This window comes from Pseudoalteromonas mucoides (assembly GCF_049257175.1).
Lineage (GTDB): Bacteria > Pseudomonadota > Gammaproteobacteria > Enterobacterales > Alteromonadaceae > Pseudoalteromonas.
The window spans coordinates 117,259-135,782 of the sequence record NZ_JBMMUC010000014.1; the positions used below are offsets into that span (position 1 = coordinate 117,259).

Here is an 18,524-nt window from a genome sequence, read left to right on the forward strand (position 1 = left end):
TAGATCCGCTTTTTGTACGTAAGTTTTTATTTTTACGTATTGTAACTATTTACTTACAGACGCTAGTACATTGAAAAACGTTGGAAAAGTTTTATAGGTACATTTAGGATCGTTAATTGTGATTGCTTGACCACCCACTGCTACCATGGCAAAGCACATGGCTATTCTATGGTCATCATAAGTGTCAATGGCAACATCGTTAAATTTAGTTGGCGGTGTAATTTCAATAAAATCTTGGCCTTCAACAACCTCAGCCCCAACTTTACGAAGTTCAGTGGCCATAGCATACAACCTGTCAGTTTCTTTTACCCGCCAATTATATATATTTCGAATAGCAGTCGGCCCATCGGCAAATAATGCAACGGTGGCAAGAGTCATGGCCGCATCAGGGATTGCATTGGCATCAATATCAACGCCCTTCAATTGGCCTTTACGTACCACTAAGCGCTCATCATACCAATCAATTTGTGCACCAACCTGCTCCATTACTTTGGCAAAACCAATATCACCTTGAACAGATTTAGCACCTACGCCTTTAATTTCAATTTCACCACCGGCAATGGCCGCTGCGGCGACAAAGTATGAAGCTGATGAAGCATCACCTTCTACCATAATGCGCTCGACAGCTTTGTATTGCTGTGAACCTTTAACTTTAAAAGATTGATAATTATCATGACTAACATGAATACCAAAACGCGCCATCACATCTAACGTAATATCGATATATGGTTTTGACACTAAAGTGCCTTTAATAGTGATTGTGGTATCGCCATTAAACAGTGGTGCAGCCATTAATAGTGCCGTTAAAAATTGACTTGAAATACTGCCATCAATTTCAACATTACCACCATTAATTTGACCACCGGTGATTTTCAGTGGCGGATAATCTAAATGTTTTAAATATTTAACTTCACCACCTAGCGCTTGCAATGCATCAACCAAATGGCCAATTGGACGCTCTTCCATACGCGGCTCACCAATTAACTCATACTCACCCTGTACTGCGGCTAATACTGCGGTTAAAGGACGGTACGCCGTGCCTGCGTTACCTAGAAACAAAGGTTCGGAAGGAGTTAAAAACTGCCCACCCACGCCTTGTACGGTAGCCACGGTTTTATCTTCATTTAGTTCAACATTAACCCCTAGTAACTTAAGGGCACCAAGCATGTGGCGAATATCGTCGCTATCAAGTAAGTTTTCAACAACGGTGGTGCCTTGTGCAAGAGCAGCCAGTAATAATATCCTGTTAGATAAACTCTTAGAGCCTGGGAGTGTAACACTGCCATTTACTGACGATATTGGCTCAAGTCGTAACTGTTCCATTAACTGTTCTCCTGAGCAAATTTAGCCATAAAATCAACCAAGGCTTTAACACCGGCAAGCGGCATTGCATTGTAAATGCTCGCGCGCATACCACCGACTATTCTGTGCCCTTCCAATGCAAGTAAACCTGCTGCTTTAGCTTGGCTTAAAAATTGTTCATTTAAACTTTCGTCATTTAACCAAAATGGTACATTCATGCGAGAGCGGCAATGCTTGGCTACTTTATTGTTATAAAATGGCGACGCATCGATAAAATTATATAACAGCTCGGCTTTTGCAATATTTTGTTGTTCCATCGCTTTAACACCACCATTTTGCTCAAGCCATTCAAATACTTCGGCGGCTAAGTACCAAGCAAACGTTGGCGGCGTGTTATACATGCTGCCTTGCTTAACTTCCAGGGCATAATCAAAAATCCCCGGTTTTGGTAAGCCTTGGCGTTCAAGCAAGCTTTTACGTACGATGACTATTGCAAGCCCAGAAGGACCGATATTTTTTTGTGCACCAGCATAAATTAAATCAAATTGCTCTACATCAAATTCGCGAGACAAAATTGTTGACGACATATCAGCGACAATAGGCGCTGTTGGGTGGCTTGGTACATCAAATACTTCAATACCATCAATGGTTTCATTTGGGCAATAATGAATATATGAAGGATCCGTCGGAAACGACCACTCACTCACTGGTTTAATCGAGAATTGTTCGTTTGTATCATTACGAACATCAAGTTCTTCAACTTGCGTAAACTTCAGTGCTTCTGCTACAGCGCCTTTAGACCACACCCCGTTTTCACAATAAACAGCGGCTTTGTCATCTAAATGTAAGTTTAAAGGGACAGCTGCAAATTGACCACGGCCACCACCGTGCATAAACAGTACTTCAAACTCATCGCTAATATTCATTAATCGGCGCAAGCTTGCTTCGCATTTTTTAGTTAATGCTAAAAATTCTTTACTACGGTGACTAATTTCCATCACCGAGACACCTAAGTTTTGCCAATCGACAAATTCTTTTTGTGCTTTTTCCATCACAGCTGGCGGTAGCATTGCTGGACCCGCACAAAAATTATATATACTCATTACCTTTCCTCATTCCAGTAATTACTTTTTTATTTATAAATAAAAAAAAGCGGCCGAAGCCGCTTTTTAATGGTCAATGTTATTCAACCGGTGGATTATCACCCGCTTCTTCATTAACCGTTTCGACTATTTCTTCGCTCTCGCCTTCGATAACGTCAAGCTCATCGATTTCGATCTCTTCGATACGTTGTAAACCAACTACTTGCTCTTCGTCAATAGTTCTTATCAAAATAACACCTTGAGTATTACGCCCAACGGTAGAAACTTCGTTTACACGTGTTCGAACAAGCGTACCACGATTAGAGATAATCATGATTTCGTCATTATCGTCAACTTGTACAGCACCGACAACAGCACCGTTACGCTCACTCACTTTAATCGATACAACACCTTGTGTTGCACGACTCTTAGATGGGTAATCTTCAAGTAATGTACGCTTACCGTAACCATTTTCAGTCACTGTTAAAATAGCACCGTCAGTCTTAGGCACAATCAAGGATACAACACGTTGCTCATCGGCCATCTTGATACCACGAACACCTGTTGCGGTACGGCCCATTGGGCGCACACCTTTAAAGCGGATTTCAGGATTACCATCTTCATCAAGCACAGGGTTACCATTTTCATCAACAACCGCTGTCTCTTCAGCTTCTTTAAAGCGTACAACTTTACCTGCGTCAGTGAAGAGCATGATTTCGTTGCTACCATCAGTAATATCTACACCAATGAGGCTATCGCCTTCATTAAGATTTACCGCGATGATACCGCTAGCACGTTGACGGCTGTATGCAGTTAGTGGTGTTTTCTTCACTGTACCAAATGCAGTTGCCATGAAGATGTATTTATCTTCTTCGTATTCACGTACCGGCAAGATAGCAGTAATACGCTCATCAGCTTCAAGTGGTAGCAAGTTAACAATTGGCTTACCACGTGCTGCACGACTCGCTAGTGGTAATTGATACACTTTAAGCCAGTACAAGCGTCCTGCTGTTGAGAAACACAAAATAGTATCGTGAGTGTTCGCAACCAATAAACGCTCGATGAAGTCTTCATCTTTCATCTTGGTCGCTGATTTACCTTTACCACCACGTCGCTGCGCTTCGTAATCTGATAATGGTTGATACTTCACATACCCTTCGTGAGACAGGGTAACAACTACATCTTCTTCATTGATCAAGTCTTCAAGACTAATATCGTGTGCTGCCGCGTTAATTTCTGTACGACGCTCATCACCGTATTGGTCTTTAATTTCAACCAACTCATCACGAATAACTTCCATTAAACGCTCTGGTGATGCCAAGATATGTAATAACTCAGCAATTAAATCTAACAACGTTTGGTATTCGTTTAAGATTTTTTCATGTTCAAGACCTGTTAGCTTGTGTAAGCGTAGATCTAGAATTGCTTGAGCTTGTTGCTCAGAAATATAATATTGACCGTCACGGATACCTAAGTCATCTGCTAACCAATCAGGGCGTGCAACGTTTGCTTCACCTGCTTTTTCAAGCATCGACTTAACGTTACCTAATTCCCAAGGGCGTGCTGTTAATGCGGCTTTCGCTTCTGCTGGTGTCGGTGATTTACGAATTAATTCGATAATTGGGTCGATATTCGCAAGCGCAATAGCTAAACCTTCAAGGGTGTGAGCACGGTCACGGGCTTTACGTAAGTCAAACACGGTACGACGCGTAACCACTTCACGGCGGTGAATGATAAACGCTTCAAGCATTTCTTTTAAGTTAAAGCATTTAGGTTGGTTATTGATCAAAGCAACCATGTTCATACCAAACACTGTTTGAAGCTGTGTTTGTGCATACAGGTTATTAAGAATAACTTCGCCTACATCGCCACGTTTGATCTCGATAACGATACGCATACCGTCTTTATCAGATTCATCACGTAATGCACTAATGCCTTCGATTTTCTTATCTTTTACAAGCTCAGCGATTTTTTCAATCAAACGCGCCTTGTTTACTTGATAAGGAATCTCATGAACGATGATGGTCTCACGACCTGATTTTTCGTCCACTTCAATTTCAGCACGAGCACGGATATACACTTTACCACGGCCGGTTAAATAAGCTTGTTCAATGCCTTTTTTACCGTTAATGATTGCCGCAGTTGGGAAATCAGGACCAGGAATATATTCAATTAACTCATGAATAGTTAAATCTGGGTTTTGAATTAAAGCCAAACAGCCATTAATAACCTCAGATAAGTTGTGTGGTGGTATATTTGTTGCCATACCAACCGCAATACCGGATGAACCATTCACTAATAGGTTAGGAACTTTCGTTGGTAACACATCAGGGATTTGCTCAGTACCATCATAGTTAGGTACAAAGTCTACGGTCTCTTTTTCAAGATCGGCTAATAATTCATGCGACATTTTTGCCATACGTACTTCGGTATAACGCATTGCTGCCGCAGAGTCACCATCAACAGAACCAAAGTTACCTTGGCCGTCTACTAACATATAACGTAAAGAGAATGGCTGGGCCATACGGACTATGGTGTCATAAACCGCACTGTCGCCATGGGGATGGTATTTACCAATTACGTCACCGACAACACGTGCCGATTTTTTATATGGTTTATTCCAATCATTACTAAGCTCGTTCATTGCAAACAAAACGCGGCGGTGAACTGGTTTTAAACCATCACGCACGTCAGGTAATGCACGCCCAACAATTACGCTCATCGCGTAATCTAGGTAGGACGTTTTTAACTCGTCTTCAATATTGACTGGCAGAATTTCATTGGCGAGATCAGTCATTTGATATCACATTCCTTCAGTATTAACTCACAAGTGCCGTTTTAAAGGCGTTATAGAGTATTTGTTGTTATTAAACGTATTCTAATAGACCATGCTACCACAATTAATTTAGATTTACAGGCGCTAAATCTTTGCGATTTATTAATTTAGCCCTATATAATGGCCTCAGATTGACGAGGAAGTATTTTATGACCGAACATCAAAATGTAGATAGTGCAGAAATTGCAAAGTTTGAAGCCATTGCCGAAAGGTGGTGGGACCGCGAAGGCGAATTTAAACCCCTTCATGAGATTAACCCATTACGATTAGACTTTATAGCAGACAAAGCTCACGGTTTATTTGATAAAGAAGTACTTGATGTTGGCTGTGGTGGCGGAATTTTAACAGAAAGTATGGCCCGTATGGGCGCTAAAGCGACCGGTATTGATATGGGGCAAGAGCCGTTAACCGTGGCAAAGTTGCATAGTTTAGAAACCGGAGTGAATGTTGATTACATTAAAGTACCTGCAGAGCAATACGCACAACAACACCCTGAACGTTTTGATCTAATTACGTGTATGGAAATGCTTGAACACGTCCCTGATCCAGCCTCAATTATCCATGCTGTGGCAGCACTGGCAAAACCGGGGGCTGACGTATTTTTTTCAACTTTGAATAAAACCCCTAAAGCGTATTTATTCGCTATTGTCGGTGCAGAAAAGCTTTTAAAAATGGTGCCTGAAGGTACTCACGATCACAAAAAGTTTATCAAACCCGCACAATTAATTACTTGGGCCGAACAAGCTGGCTTGAAAGTGCGCGCTAGTACGGGTTTAAATTACAACCCACTATCAAAGCAATACACACTAAATAGTGATGTAAGCGTTAATTATATTCTACACTTTGAGAAGCTTGCCTAATGGTAAGTTTCAATAAAACAGAGCAAACAATTGAATATGATGCGTTTATTTTCGATTTAGACGGTACCCTACTTGATACAGCGGATGATTTAGGTGCTGCGCTTAATAGTGTTCTCAAAGCACATTTAATGCCCTTAGTCACTGCAGACATATACCGCCCTGCCGCCTCCAATGGTGCAGTAGCACTTTTAGAAGCCGGTTTTGGTCAGTTATGGCAATCACGGCAAGACCAAAATGAGCTTCGTCAGCAGTTACTTGATGCCTACAGTGCTAATATCGCAGCTCATAGTCAGTGCTTCACCGGCGTCGCGCAATTGTTATTAGCCCTTGACCAACAAAACATCAAATGGGGGATCATGACAAATAAGCCAGAGTTTCTTACTCAGCCATTAGTTGCCCAAATACCTGAGCTCAAAGATACTCACGCTTTAGTCAGTGGTGATACCCTTAATATTGCAAAGCCCTCCCCTTTGCCTTTATTGCATACTGCCGAGCTTTTAGGTGTCGAGCCTACCCGCTGTTTATATATCGGCGATGCACAACGTGATATAGAAGCTGCAAAAGCCGCCAATATGCACAGCGCGACCGCACTGTGGGGTTATGTGCCAAGTGAAGCAGAGGCATTAAGTTGGAATGCAGATTTTAACTGGCAAAGCCCAATTGATGGATTTAACCATATATAGTGCATTAACAATTTAAAAACACTATATGTTGTGATTAGTCTAAAATTAGCTCAAACTGTGTTGATAAAAAAAGCAGCCAAAATTTATTTTTAAAATGACTAAATTTAATAGATCTTGAGTTGCTTTTTATAAATTTCACCTTAATCAAAAGGTCAAAGGTTAATGGCTACTAACACAAGCATGTTATCCCAAACTTATCCACAAAGGGGCTCATTTCTGTCCCTTGCAAATGATCGCAGACCACACTATCTTGTGATCTAGAATTTGAAGAGCACCAGATATTGTGGCTAAATGTTATTCAATTAAATTCGCTTTTAACTTTATAACTAGAATAATAATTTTCTAAGACTATATTTCCCAAGGAATACAGGCAAAACTATGAACCAACAGCTATCTGTAAGCAAACGTGACGGCCGTAAAGAGTCACTTGATCTTGATAAAATTCATCGCGTTATTGAGTGGGCCGCCGAAGGTTTAAATAACGTCTCTGTTTCTCAAGTAGAGTTAAAGTCGCATATCCAGTTTTATGATGGTATTCGCACTGAAGACATCCATGAAACAATTATCAAAGCGGCTGCGGATCAAATCTCTAAAGACAGCCCTGATTATCAATATTTAGCGGCTCGTTTAGCTGTATTCCATCTACGTAAAAAAGCGTATGGCCAATTTGAGCCACCACGTTTATATGATCACATTACTAAGTTAGTAGAAGACAAGCGTTATGATGCACATCTACTGGTTGATTACACAGAGCAAGAAATTGACGAGCTAGATAACTACCTTGATCATAGCCGAGATTTAAACTTCAGCTACGCAGCTGTAAAGCAGCTAGAAGGTAAGTATTTAGTACAAAACCGTGTGACGGGTGAAATTTACGAAAGTGCACAGTTTTTATATATTCTTGTTGCTGCAAGTTTGTTCTCGGATTACCCAAAAGAAACGCGTTTAGATTACATCAAGCGTTTTTATGATGCGGTATCAATGTTTAAAATTTCATTACCAACGCCAATTATGGCGGGGGTACGTACACCAACACGTCAATTTAGTTCATGTGTTTTAATTGAATGTGGTGACAGCCTTGATTCTATCAATGCGACTTCTTCTGCCATTGTAAAATATGTATCGCAACGCGCAGGTATTGGTATTAATGCTGGTCGAATTCGTGCTTTAGGTAGCCCTATTCGCAATGGTGAAGCATACCATACAGGCTGTATTCCATTTTATAAGCACTTTCAAACAGCTGTTAAAAGTTGTTCACAAGGTGGTGTCCGTGGTGGTGCAGCAACATTATTCTACCCATTATGGCATTTAGAAGTAGAAAACCTACTCGTACTTAAAAATAACCGTGGTGTTGATGATAACCGTGTTCGTCACTTAGACTACGGCGTACAATTTAATAAACTAATGTATGCACGTCTGATCAAAGATGATTATATTACCTTGTTCAGCCCATCTGATGTACCTGGTCTTTACGATGCATTCTTCGAAGATCAAGATGAATTCGATCGTTTATATGTTCAGTATGAGCAAGATGAGTCAATTCGTAAAAAGCGTATAAAAGCAATTGAGCTGTTTTCAATGTTTGCCCAAGAGCGTGCCAGCACTGGCCGTATTTATTTACAAAACGTTGATCACTGTAATACGCACAGCCCATTTATTTCGAAGGTTGCACCGATTCGTCAATCTAACTTATGTTTAGAAATTGCATTACCAACTAAACCACTGAGCAATGTAAATGATGAAGAAGGTGAGATTGCCTTATGTACGCTTTCTGCTTTTAACTTAGGCGCAATTGAATCACTTGACGAATTAGAAGAGCTTGCAGAGCTTGCGGTACGTGCACTAGACAACTTACTTGATTTCCAAGACTACCCAGTGCCTGCAGCTAAAAATGCGACTATGGGTCGTCGTACTCTGGGTATAGGTGTTATCAACTACGCATACTACTTAGCTAAAAATGGTAAGCGTTACTCAGATGGCAGTGCCAATGCACTTACCCACAAAACATTTGAAGCAATTCAATATTACCTTATGAAAGCATCAAACGAGCTTGCAAAAGAGCGTGGTGCATGTCCTAAGTTTAATGAAACAACTTACTCACAAGGTATAATGCCAACTGATACGTATAAAAAAGACTTGGATAAAATATGTGACGAGCCACTGCATTTAGATTGGGATGCATTACGTGCGAGCATTAAAGAGCACGGTATGCGAAATTCAACGCTTTCAGCCTTGATGCCGTCAGAAACATCTTCACAAATCTCAAACGCAACAAATGGTATTGAGCCACCACGTGGTCATATCAGCGTTAAAGCAAGTAAAGATGGTATTTTAAAACAAGTTGTACCTGAGTATGACCGCTTAAAAGAAAACTATGAGTTATTGTGGGATATTCCTTCAAACCAAGGGTACTTGCAACTTGTAGGTATTATGCAAAAGTTTGTTGATCAAACTATTTCTGCAAATACAAATTATGATCCAAATAAGTTTGAAGGTGGTAAAGTACCTATGAAGGTATTACTGCAAGACTTACTTGCTGCTTATAAGCTTGGCGTAAAAACCTTGTATTACCACAACACCCGTGACGGTGCATCAGATTCACAAGATGAGCTTGCCCCGCAAGTAGAAGATGATGATTGCGCAGGCGGTGCGTGTAAAATATAAAAATTTTTAAATAAAATCACAGCGGGCTTTATGCCCGCTTTGCCCTGTTAGTTTTTTGAGTGAACCTATGTCTTATACTACTTTTAGCCGAAACCATAATAACCAATTACAAGAACCGATGTTTTTCGGCCAAACAGTTAACGTATCTCGTTATGACCAACAAAAATATCCTATCTTTGAAAAATTAATCGAGAAACAGTTATCATTCTTCTGGCGTCCTGAAGAAGTAGATGTAAGTAAAGATCGGTTAGACTTTCAAGCGCTGCCAGAGCACGAAAAACATATATTCTTAAGTAACTTAAAATACCAAACGTTACTTGATAGTGTTCAAGGGCGCTCTCCAAATGTTGCCTTACTACCCATTGTATCTATTCCAGAGCTTGAAACCTGGATTGAGACATGGGCATTCAGCGAAACAATTCATAGCCGTTCATACACACATATTATTCGTAACGTGACGCAATCACCTGAGCTCATTTTTGATGATATTGTAAGTAACGATAAAATCAGTGAGCGCGCTGATGCAGTGACTAAATATTATGACGAACTGATCAATAAAGTAGCTATCTACAACCTTTACGGTGAAGGTAAGCACGAGTTAAATGGTGAAACAGTACACATTAGCTTATTTGAGCTGAAGAAGTTGCTATACCTTGCCATGATGTCAGTTAATATTTTAGAAGCGATTCGTTTTTACGTTAGTTTTGCTTGTTCATTTGCCTTTGCAGAGCGTGAATTAATGGAAGGTAATGCCAAAATCATCAAGCTCATAGCGCGTGATGAAGCATTGCACTTATCTGGCACTCAGCATATTTTAAATATTATGCAAGATGGTAAAGACGACCCTGAAATGGCTATCGTCGCAGCACAATGCCGTGACGAAGCAATTAAAATGTTTGTTGATGCCGCTGAGCAAGAAAAAGAATGGGCTGAGTACCTGTTCAAAGATGGCTCAATGATTGGTCTTAACAAAGATATTCTTTGCCAATATGTTGAATACATCACTAATGCACGGATGAGTGCTGTAGGTCTGCCTACACAGTTTGCTAATAACAGTAACCCAATTCCATGGATAAACTCTTGGTTGGTTTCTGATAACGTTCAAGTAGCACCACAAGAAGCCGAGATCAGCTCTTACCTTGTTGGTCAAATAGATTCGCAAGTTGATGCGTCTGACTTTGGTGATTTTGATCTGTAATGACTGACAGTACAACTGTAAGGGTTGACCTTACAGATAGCAGCCAGAATGTAAGCTTTGACTCTGGCTGCCCTTCTCTTTTAGATTGCCTCGAACACAATAAACTAACGGTTTCATATCAATGTCGTGAAGGATATTGTGGAGCCTGTAGAGTGAAATTAACTAAAGGCAGCATCATATATAACCAAGAACCCCTCGCGTTTGTCCGTGAAGGTGAAGTATTGCTTTGTTGTTGTAAACCCGACGGCGATATCGCTATCACTTTAGAATAAAGCACTCACTAGCAGACAAATACACCCATTAGATAAGATAAACCTGGCAGTCTATTTGAAGTTAATTACAAGGGGCATTGCCAATTTACTAACACCCCTTGAATTAATCCTCTATATTTCCCCCCAAATAAACCATTAATTCATCTTACAATTAAGACCTAAGCGCTATTATAAACCCTTTAGATATTACCTATTGCAAGTTATAAAAACCTACAATACTTACGCTTCAATTTAATTTTAGCTTAATAAATTTAGGCCTTTGTTTTCTTGCTGATGAATTGTAACAGGCCAACCTGGGAACTGGTTACTTGCCTTACTATCAGCTACATCAATTAAAAAGCGATATGCTTCCATTGTGTAGGTGAGGTTTCTAGAGTCAAAGGTAATAAAACCAAAACCACTCCCTTTCTCATGTGCTTTCACATAGCGATTATTTGATTTTCCAACCTCTGGATTACCAACCGCATAGACATAAATTTTATTACCAAAGGTATCATTGTACTCGCCTGTTTCAGCAAGCCCATGTGCAGGGCGATTTTGATAAGGCATCTTCATAGAGTCAGGCTTCCACCACCTTGGCCAACCGGCAGAAATAGCTGGCGTACAAAAAGCCCAATTGCTATCTCTTTGCTGATTTACGCCATATTGCGATAAAGAACCTAAATGGGTATCACCACAAATATGTAACGCCATAGAGTCACGCATTGCATCAATTGCACGGTTACGCGCAGAGGCAGGCCAACCACTTGAATCGAAATCGTATTTTAAAAAGCGATCAGGTAAGGGCTGATGAGTAGAAATAGCTGCAAATACAGTTTGGCTTAAAACCGCTTTTAATTTATGTCCACGCCAGTCATTACCCCATTTCACAAGAAAGTTCTCTTGGCGGTTTCCCAACAGGTCTAAGCCAGGGGGATTAAATATTGGATTATAATAAAGCGGATCTTCGTCTTGTCCTGTTTCTCCAACCGCAACATTAATACGTTCTGGACCACTTTTCCACTGCCTATCGGCAAGTATGGCAAAACCAACACCGCCGTATAACATCGTCCCGTAGTACGAGCTAATACCATTGGTTGGTGTTGGATCATGAGGATCTGGGTGATGGTTTAGAGTCGTTCTGTGTACCATATTAACGACGCGTGCAGAATCAATGTAGCCGCCTAAAACACTCGCTGTAGGGTCTTTCGAAATGTTTTCCATCCTAGCACCACCTTCACCCCACAAATTACCTTGGAGTACATCATGATCATCGGGTAAACAAATTGTCGGCTGATTACGCATTACCTCTTTGAAAGCCCAACCAAACTGATAGAATTTTCGTAAATAATTTAAAATCGCTAAATTATCTGGAGTACGAATTACACCAAACCCGCCATGGCTTTCATAAATTTGGTCACCAGAAAAGAACACCAAATCAGGGTTTAGTTTTTCGACATTTTGAGCAACTGGCTGGTACGGAAAGCCATAGTCATTTTGACACGTGAGCGCGGCCATTCGTAATTTTTCACTCGCTGGGTTAGCTTTTATAACCCCTGAATATATATCTGGGGTTTGTGTACCATCAGTGTGTTTTTCACGATATATAACACGAAAAGGCGTATCGCGTGTTTCATCCCAATTGGCTATACGAAAAGTCGCCAACCAGCCATCATGGTCTATGACTTGCGAATCGATAGCGACCCACTGATTATCACGTTGTACTTGCAGTTCTAATTGCTGATTATCTTGTTCACCTATTGGCCCTGTGTATGCACTCAATTTCATCACAAAACGTTCATCACTCAATGTATCGCTTAATGAATACATGGTCCAAAGTATTGGACCAAACGCCTGTTCATCTTTTACTGAAAAAGCTTCACCTTGCATAGTCCAATTACTAAATTTATAACGTGCGCCTAATTTGTCGTCAGGTGCATTTTCATATGTAACGGATGGAATCGAGAAATTACTAACCAAAGCCACATTACCTAATAACTCTGAGGCTGCAGCCAAATGAGTAAGAGTACCTATCACTTTACCAGACGACGTTAAACTCGCAGTTAACTCTAAAGCCATAGCACCTGATTGCGGAGTCCCAGTCAGTGTTAAAGTAATACCTTGATCTGCTACCGAAGTAATTAAAGGTACTGTATTATTCCCTAACACCAAATTGTTGCTTTTAATACCAAGATCATAACCTTGTTGTACAAAACAGTTACTTCGATATTCATTAAGTTCACTTTTAGCGCCAAGACGAATACCAGCACCACCATCATTACTGTTTTGCTCTAAACGAGTAACATTCACTGACATCGAAAAAGGTTTAGCAATATTCGTTATTTGATGTGTTAAAGAATGAACACTGCGATTACCTCCTCTAGTAATGCACTCAGCGGCACCGTTATTTACACGCCAATCTTCCATCGGATTAGCCCAGTATTGTTTACCTAGCCAAACTCTGTTGTAGGTTTTATGCCAATTATCATGGTGCGACTGAGTTCCGCTAGTTATAACTGATGCAGTAGTACCTATATGACTCTTACAACCAGAAACTCCTGTAGCAACAACTCCTGCGGCTAGCATTTTGAGGACTGAACGACGAGATATATTTTTATTCATAATTTTCATCTCACTTATTGAACATTGTTAACAGTAGACAAACAATATATGTTTTCTAGATAAATATCAGCATTTGTTTTCATAAAAACGTTAAGAAATTATAAAAACTTCATTCAAATCTGAGGTTACATGTTTTATAGACCCCTACTTCATCCGCACTAATACACGGTTCTACATTATTTTAATCCCTTATATTTAAAGAGTTTGCCATTTATCAAAGTGACACGATAAAACAATTAACTAATCACATTTAGCACCCAGCTTTATGCTTTGGCCTATTATTACGTTAATTAATGGTTGCTATTTAATTGCAAAAAAATATAATCTGATAAATTGTTAACAATTAACATTGGATTAAATTCATTATGTCATTTCTAACTAACTATAAAATAAAGACACGAATTTTAGCGCTAGTGCTCATTCCATTGCTAATTACAGGGCTTATGTCGGTTGAAAAAGTACGATCCTCTTTGGCGCAGCAGCAAGCGATAAGTAAGCTTGATGCAATACTCGATTACGCTCATGTCACTTATCCACTAATTTCAAGCTTATTAGAAGAAGGGTTTTATACAAGGCTGTATCTTGATTCAGCATCAGATAAACAGCTGGCACAACAACAAATGGTTGCATACAGACAAAAGGCGCTAACAAATGCAAGTCAGTTTAAACAATTCATTACTGAGAACCAGCATACAATTGAGCAGTTTCCCACCTTGCATAGCCAAGTAGAAATAATAAAAAAGCAATTAAGCGATCTACAGATTGTCAGGCTAGTTGCTGATGAAAAAAATCACCTAAGCCAAGAATACATGACGCAAATTGGTCGAGAAATCCACACAATGTATGAAATTAATAACCTGATCCGCAAATTATTAATGACGTTGAGCGAGATGGTAGTCATCGCCAGTAGTGAACAACAATTAGGAAAAATGTCGAATGCTTACTATTATTTAGTTGCCAGTAGTGTCGAACGCTCATTTCACGATAGCTTTATAAATACGGCAAGTAACACACAGTTGGATGTATACATATACGGCGAAATATTCAGAAGTGCCACTGCTATTCAAACCTATAACAACCTATTTTATAATTTCGCCACTGTAGATGCACAATCTGCGTTTACTCAAATGAAACAAAATGCGGACTACCTAAAATCTGAAGAAGTTGCGCTACAAGCCCGCACAAATATATATAAAACGGTTAACAAACCGCTAAATATAGAAGGTACACATTGGCCAGAGGTTGTTAAAAATGTGTCAGACATACAGCAGCGTACTATTGAAATTGTACTCAAAGAGCTTATCGACACTAAAAATAATTTAATAGACCAAGCACACACTCAGCTGTACAGCAATATTTTAACCCTAGCGGTCCAAGTTTTATTTCTGGCTTTATTTTCATGGTTTATTATTCACAGCATCACACTACCATTATCAGAAATTGTAGCTGATGTGAGTAAATTAGCACGTACAAAGAACCTTACGTACCGGTTTAATCACTCAGGACAAGATGAATTAAACGAACTTACCAACGCATTTAACTTATTATTATCCAGCTTTCATAGCACATTAACGAAAATCACCGAAGAATCACAACAAATATCACAGAGCTCAGACACTATCCACCATGCAATACAAGACAGTACTTCTTTGAGCAATAACCAGCAATTAGCCACACACAGTATTTCAGTAGCCATTAATCAGATGACGGCAACCATCAGTGAAGTTTCAACCATGACTAATCGCACCCATCATGCCATAGAGCAAGCACATATACTCTCAACTAGTAATTTAGAAAACTCCAATATCAGCCAAACCATGATGCAGCAACTAAGTGAAGAACTCAGCGAGACCACAGAGATAGTTACAGAGCTAGATGAACAAGCTCAGATGATTAGCAATATTCTGAATGTGATTGAAGGAATTGCAGAGCAAACTAACTTACTAGCACTAAATGCGGCTATTGAAGCGGCCCGTGCAGGAACAACAGGCAGAGGGTTTGCCGTAGTTGCCGACGAAGTAAGAAACCTTGCTAGTCGTACGCAACAATCAACTAAACAAATTCAAGGACAAATAAATGCCCTACAAAATGGTGCTACAACAGCAACCCAAAGCATGTCACTACTGCAAGAAAAATCAAACCAAGCAATTGATAATGTGATTAACAATACGCACGCTTTTACACAACTAAAAGAACAGCTTGATCAAGTAATAGATATGGCGCTGCAAATAGCTACAGCCACAAAAGAACAAACATCGGTGTCTAATGCCATTAATAAGCAAATAACCTTGATCAATACTGACGCTCAATCTGTGGCAAGTACTACCCAAAGTAGTCAACAAACGGTCGATAACTTAACTGGGATTGTTGAAAACTTAGAAAGCTATATTAATGAATTCACTTTGGTGAAACCCTCTACCAACAAATTGTAAGGAGTATTTTCTATGAACAATACACTATTTAAGCTCAGTGCTATCTCAATTGCACTCACCATCACAGCTTGCACTAATCAACCTACCAGCACACAGGTTCATTCCAAGATAGTGTTCGACGATGTTTCTGTTGAAACTGGATTAAAAACTGATGAAAATTGGAAGTATGGTGGCCCGACTATTTCTGATTTAAATAACGATGGTCATTATGACTTATTATTGACGAATCATGATTCAACTCCCATACGCTTATTTATGGCTAATGGTGATAATACATATACACTACAACCCGATATTTATCCCCGTGTTGACCTACATGGTATGGCCAGTGGTGATTACGATAACGATGGTGATAATGATATTTTAATTGCGTTAGGTGGTGGCAATGGTAAAACACCACAACCTCAAAGGCTGCTGCGTAATGATAATGGCAAATTTACAGACGTTACTGTCGAGTCAGGATTATCAAAAATGGGCGCACGAGGCCGCTCTGTACGCTGGGTTGATTTAGATAACGATGGTGACCTTGATTTTATGCAGGTCAATGCAGCCAAACAAGTAAACGAAGATACCCCACGTAATATACTTTTTGAAAACCAAGGTAATGGGCAATTTATATATCACCCTTCTAAAGAGTTTGAGAACCTACACGCTGAGCGGGTGCTATTAAGCGATTATAATAACGATGGCATTCTAGATATATTTGGCTTTAACGGTCATAGTGAATTGAGTATTTACAAAGGTAATAACGATTTCACTTTCACCAACGTAACTAAAGATGTATTAGCCGATAACTCAAAAGACTACTTTGGTACGCTAGCAATGGCACAAGCCGACATTGATAACGATGGTGATATGGATTATTACCTTGCTCGCGGCAAGTTACACTATGCTATTGCTAACAATAGTATCTCATTTAATGACCACACGAAGCGTTTAGATATACGTGATGAAGGTAATAAGAGCCACGATGGCATCACATTGATTGCAGAAGATAATATAATTCTTAGCGATTTTTATCATTTTCCACGCGCTAAATTACTCGATCATATGCCTGTTTATCTAGGTGAAAACAAAGAGCTGATCGAAACACCTGATAATAATATTCAAATCACAAAACAACGTGCCCAAGGATTTCCTGTAAAGACTGATAAAACAGGTTGGTATATTGGTTATATTGGTAATGGGCAGTGGCGCGTTGAGTGGGTGCTTGCAGATAATCTTGCTTGGGATGTGCGTGCCTCATTTAAAAATATTTCAGCTTATAAAAGTGACTGGACACCACAAAACTTAGCGATACCAGATGCTTTATTACGAAATGATAACGGTAAACTCGTTGATGTGTCAGATCAACTACCAGCTCTCACCAACGCAAACAATTGGGGCGTAGTACCTGGAGATTTTAACAATGATACATACGTTGATTTTATGGTTTATCGTTTTGGTGAATTAAAGGAGCGTATTGAAGATGTACTGCTATTAAATAACGGTGATTTTACCTTTAAAACACAACTGGCTCATAATGCGTCGACTGAGCTAGGGCAAGATTCGCACGGTGATATGGGAGCAGCATTTGATTATAACCAAGACGGTAAGCTCGACTTACTCAGTGGTGATGATGATAATGGCAAGTGGCATTTGTATCAAAATAACTCAGTTCTAACTGATACACACCACTTACTTGTTCGAGTTGGCTATTCTGAATCAGGTGTAGATCCACTAGGTGCAAAAATTGAGGTTCAATCTGCATCTACAAAGCAATATCAAATTGTTGGCTCTCACAGCGCCAGTCACTCCCAAAGCCAACTCAATATTGCGCACTTTGGTTTAGCTAAAGCAAATAAGGTTAATTCAGTAACTGTTACGTGGCGAGATGGCAGTAAAAAAATAGTGAACGATATTAATGCTAATAAGCTAATTAAAATAGGTAAGTTTTAAACTTCTTATCGTATAAAAGTAAGATAAAAAACCTGTGACTGAATTAAGTCTCAGGTTTTTTATTGTCACGTTACATCAAACCAATGATCTCTACATATCAAGACCGCACGAAAGCTTTAACTTTGTCATCTTACCTAAACTAGAGAGTCGTGACTGGCAATGACTCAGGGCAAGATCACTTAAAAAGGTGATCTATACTACTTTTAAGGAGCATCTCTATGACTGACATTCAGTTAGTTAAATATTTCGAATCAATTGATGACCCCCGCTAGCAGCGATAAAGTTGTTCACAAGTTTTTGATATCATATTCTTAACTGTAAGCTTTGTTATTTCTGGTTGTCGAGGTTTGGAGGTTATTGAAGACATTAGTCATGATTGGCTAGATGGGGAATCAAAAGTCGGTTACAAAAAATAGTGAGTAAAAAAGACGATTGCCAAATTAAGCGTGAAGTTGATCCACTTGTATTTACAAAGCTGACACAACACATAGCATTAAATCAGCTAAAAGTAGAGGCTAGCTTTGATAAATACATACATGCAAAACAGAAAAAAGCTATGTGCAGTACAGCCTACCTTGAAAAGGTATTGAACAACTCATAGACTTTTTTCATGCTCTTGCCCTAGCTTTAGTGCTGGCTTATTAACGTATATTTGA

At 39.5% G+C, this 18,524-nt stretch carries 12 protein-coding genes; 8 read left to right on the plus strand and 4 right to left on the minus strand.

Annotated features, from left to right (window positions below; genetic code table 11):
• Positions 1-45: 45 nt before the first annotated feature.
• The 3 genes from aroA to gyrA form a co-directional block, all read right to left on the minus strand.
• Complete coding sequence (gene aroA, locus AAEU30_RS15835; RefSeq protein WP_421961322.1) at positions 46-1,323, minus strand: 3-phosphoshikimate 1-carboxyvinyltransferase; 1,278 nt, start codon at positions 1,321-1,323, stop codon at positions 46-48.
• On the minus strand, positions 1,323-2,405 hold the full coding sequence (gene serC, locus AAEU30_RS15840; RefSeq protein WP_421961323.1) for a 3-phosphoserine/phosphohydroxythreonine transaminase: 1,083 nt from the start codon (positions 2,403-2,405) through the stop codon (positions 1,323-1,325). Before serC ends, aroA begins: the two co-directional genes overlap by 1 nt.
• Positions 2,406-2,484: 79 nt before the next feature.
• On the minus strand, positions 2,485-5,181 hold the full coding sequence (gene gyrA / locus AAEU30_RS15845) for a DNA topoisomerase (ATP-hydrolyzing) subunit A (RefSeq protein WP_087532205.1): 2,697 nt from the start codon (positions 5,179-5,181) through the stop codon (positions 2,485-2,487).
• Between the two features lie 188 nt (positions 5,182-5,369).
• Between gyrA and ubiG the strand changes: the two genes are divergently transcribed.
• From ubiG to yfaE, 5 genes are all read left to right on the plus strand, one after another.
• Positions 5,370-6,080, plus strand: a complete 711-nt coding sequence (ubiG, locus tag AAEU30_RS15850; protein ID WP_421961324.1) for a bifunctional 2-polyprenyl-6-hydroxyphenol methylase/3-demethylubiquinol 3-O-methyltransferase UbiG — start codon at positions 5,370-5,372, stop codon at positions 6,078-6,080.
• Positions 6,080-6,763, plus strand: a complete 684-nt coding sequence (locus tag AAEU30_RS15855; protein ID WP_421961325.1) for an HAD family hydrolase — start codon at positions 6,080-6,082, stop codon at positions 6,761-6,763. The genes ubiG and AAEU30_RS15855 overlap by 1 nt, the downstream gene beginning before the upstream one ends.
• 378 nt (positions 6,764-7,141) lie before the next feature.
• The gene (nrdA, locus tag AAEU30_RS15860) at positions 7,142-9,427 is read left to right on the plus strand and encodes a class 1a ribonucleoside-diphosphate reductase subunit alpha (RefSeq protein WP_421961326.1); all 2,286 of its coding nucleotides are present in this window, start codon (positions 7,142-7,144) and stop codon (positions 9,425-9,427) included.
• A gap of 67 nt (positions 9,428-9,494) precedes the next feature.
• Positions 9,495-10,625 carry a class Ia ribonucleoside-diphosphate reductase subunit beta gene (gene nrdB / locus AAEU30_RS15865; protein ID WP_421961327.1) on the plus strand — a complete coding sequence of 377 codons (1,131 nt, stop codon included), beginning with the start codon at positions 9,495-9,497 and terminating at the stop codon, positions 10,623-10,625.
• Positions 10,625-10,897, plus strand: a complete 273-nt coding sequence (gene yfaE, locus AAEU30_RS15870) for a class I ribonucleotide reductase maintenance protein YfaE (RefSeq protein ID WP_421961328.1) — start codon at positions 10,625-10,627, stop codon at positions 10,895-10,897. The genes nrdB and yfaE overlap by 1 nt, the downstream gene beginning before the upstream one ends.
• Before the next feature lie 237 nt (positions 10,898-11,134).
• Here yfaE and AAEU30_RS15875 read toward each other — a convergent pair whose 3' ends face one another.
• Positions 11,135-13,498: an alkaline phosphatase D family protein gene (locus AAEU30_RS15875; RefSeq protein WP_421961329.1), complete on the minus strand. Its 2,364-nt coding sequence runs from the start codon at positions 13,496-13,498 to the stop codon at positions 11,135-11,137.
• A 365-nt stretch (positions 13,499-13,863) separates the two neighbouring features.
• Here AAEU30_RS15875 and AAEU30_RS15880 point away from each other — a divergent pair, with 365 nt between their 5' ends.
• The 3 genes from AAEU30_RS15880 to AAEU30_RS15890 all read left to right on the plus strand — a co-directional run bounded on the left by AAEU30_RS15880 (position 13,864) and on the right by AAEU30_RS15890 (position 18,469).
• The gene (locus tag AAEU30_RS15880; protein WP_421961330.1) at positions 13,864-15,930 is read left to right on the plus strand and encodes a methyl-accepting chemotaxis protein; all 2,067 of its coding nucleotides are present in this window, start codon (positions 13,864-13,866) and stop codon (positions 15,928-15,930) included.
• A 12-nt stretch (positions 15,931-15,942) separates the two neighbouring features.
• Positions 15,943-17,868, plus strand: coding sequence for a CRTAC1 family protein (locus AAEU30_RS15885; RefSeq protein ID WP_421961331.1), 1,926 nt, complete (start codon positions 15,943-15,945; stop codon positions 17,866-17,868).
• Between the two features lie 415 nt (positions 17,869-18,283).
• The gene (locus AAEU30_RS15890; RefSeq protein ID WP_421961332.1) at positions 18,284-18,469 is read left to right on the plus strand and encodes a hypothetical protein; all 186 of its coding nucleotides are present in this window, start codon (positions 18,284-18,286) and stop codon (positions 18,467-18,469) included.
• The last annotated feature ends 55 nt before the right edge of the window (positions 18,470-18,524 follow it).

Excerpts from the sequence above, each read along its gene's own strand:
- aroA (WP_421961322.1), bottom strand. The coding sequence starts at position 1,323 with ATGGAACAGTTACGACTTGAGCCAATATCGTCAGTAAATGGCAGTGTT.
- AAEU30_RS15855 (WP_421961325.1), top strand. The coding sequence starts at position 6,080 with ATGGTAAGTTTCAATAAAACAGAGCAAACAATTGAATATGATGCGTTT.
- nrdB (WP_421961327.1), top strand. The coding sequence starts at position 9,495 with ATGTCTTATACTACTTTTAGCCGAAACCATAATAACCAATTACAAGAA.
- AAEU30_RS15885 (WP_421961331.1), top strand. The coding sequence starts at position 15,943 with ATGAACAATACACTATTTAAGCTCAGTGCTATCTCAATTGCACTCACC.
- serC (WP_421961323.1), bottom strand. The coding sequence starts at position 2,405 with ATGAGTATATATAATTTTTGTGCGGGTCCAGCAATGCTACCGCCAGCT.
- AAEU30_RS15880 (WP_421961330.1), top strand. The coding sequence starts at position 13,864 with ATGTCATTTCTAACTAACTATAAAATAAAGACACGAATTTTAGCGCTA.
- AAEU30_RS15875 (WP_421961329.1), bottom strand. The coding sequence starts at position 13,498 with ATGAATAAAAATATATCTCGTCGTTCAGTCCTCAAAATGCTAGCCGCA.
- ubiG (WP_421961324.1), top strand. The coding sequence starts at position 5,370 with ATGACCGAACATCAAAATGTAGATAGTGCAGAAATTGCAAAGTTTGAA.
- gyrA (WP_087532205.1), bottom strand. The coding sequence starts at position 5,181 with ATGACTGATCTCGCCAATGAAATTCTGCCAGTCAATATTGAAGACGAG.
- nrdA (WP_421961326.1), top strand. The coding sequence starts at position 7,142 with ATGAACCAACAGCTATCTGTAAGCAAACGTGACGGCCGTAAAGAGTCA.
- yfaE (WP_421961328.1), top strand. The coding sequence starts at position 10,625 with ATGACTGACAGTACAACTGTAAGGGTTGACCTTACAGATAGCAGCCAG.